The organism is Vibrio sp. 1580 (genome assembly GCF_033340055.1).
Genome location: NZ_JAWOVT010000078.1, coordinates 1 through 1,086 on the forward strand (window position 1 = coordinate 1; position 1,086 = coordinate 1,086).

Annotated in this window: 2 protein-coding genes; both read left to right on the plus strand. The window is 43.8% G+C overall.

The window, feature by feature from the left end; genetic code table 11:
• The first annotated feature begins 392 nt into the window (after positions 1 to 392).
• Positions 393 to 695, plus strand: a complete 303-nt coding sequence (locus R7093_RS24135; protein ID WP_005463048.1) for a PTS fructose transporter subunit IIB — start codon at positions 393 to 395, stop codon at positions 693 to 695.
• 8 nt (positions 696 to 703) lie between these two features.
• The coding region (locus tag R7093_RS24140) for an HPr family phosphocarrier protein (RefSeq protein WP_318146875.1) at positions 704 to 1,086 on the plus strand (383 nt) is incomplete at its 3' end.

Consider the following 1,086-nt stretch of genomic DNA (forward strand, 5'->3'; position numbering starts at 1 on the left):
CTTTGACTATTGAGCTTGCCGGCGGCCTCTAGCATATCGACCAGCTCTTTGTGCGCTTCATCTTTGGTTTGAGCTTTTAGATCTAAACATATCGTTTCCAGCTTAATTAGGTTTGTTATGTCCATTGTTTTACCTTCCAATATTCACGCTCGAATATATACCCAAGTGAGTTTGAGATACAGGATCCCCTGGCTCGTATGCGTTCCTACTCATTTTATTTGGGCATAGATTAACCAGTGCCTACCCTTTGATATATAGGACTAAAAGTGCATTAACTGGATTAATGTAACATGAGATTCAAACTGTGATAGAGCTCTTGCGTTAATCCAGCTCAAATCAATTCAATCTGCGGTGGCTGTGCTAATATCCACAAAAAATAAAATGGATAGAACATGAAAATCGTAGCGGTGACAGCATGCCCTACAGGCATCGCTCATACTTATATGGCGGCAGATGCACTAATGAAAGCTGCGCCAAAACATAACGTGCAAATTAAAGTAGAAACGCAAGGTGCGATGGGGATAGAAAATCAGCTCACTCCTCACGATATCGCTCAAGCGGATCGGGTTTTGATTGTGTCGGATATTGAGATAGAACAACCTGGCCGATTCGAAGGGACGCGCAAAATTCAAATCCCCATTGAAGAGGTTTTGCTGAACGTCGACAAAGTATTCCTCGTCCACTGCCGCGACTAAATTTGCAGATGAACGAATACCAAATCACCTTTTTCGTCGATAATGCAAATGCCAGTGCGCACCTTGCTCAGCCACTCAATCGAGTGGCAAAGAAGTTCAAAAGTACCTTACATATCATTAATGTAACGCTAAATCGTGTTGCGGAACTCACCAAGTCCGTGGCCATTTTGCAAGCAGGTCTACAACAAGGTGATTTGTGTCAAATCACAGCGATTGGCATTGACGCAGAGCTGGCCTGCTTCGTCATCAAAGACATGATTGCTGAACACTTTACGGTGGTGGGATCTCATATCAACTATGAGTTTTCTAGCCAACTAGCCGAGCGTTTACCGCAAATTTGCCCACCTTGTGAAATCAAATGGCACTACGCCAAAGCGCATACCGAGCTCAC

Excerpts from the sequence above, each read along its gene's own strand:
- R7093_RS24135 (WP_005463048.1), top strand. The coding sequence starts at position 393 with ATGAAAATCGTAGCGGTGACAGCATGCCCTACAGGCATCGCTCATACT.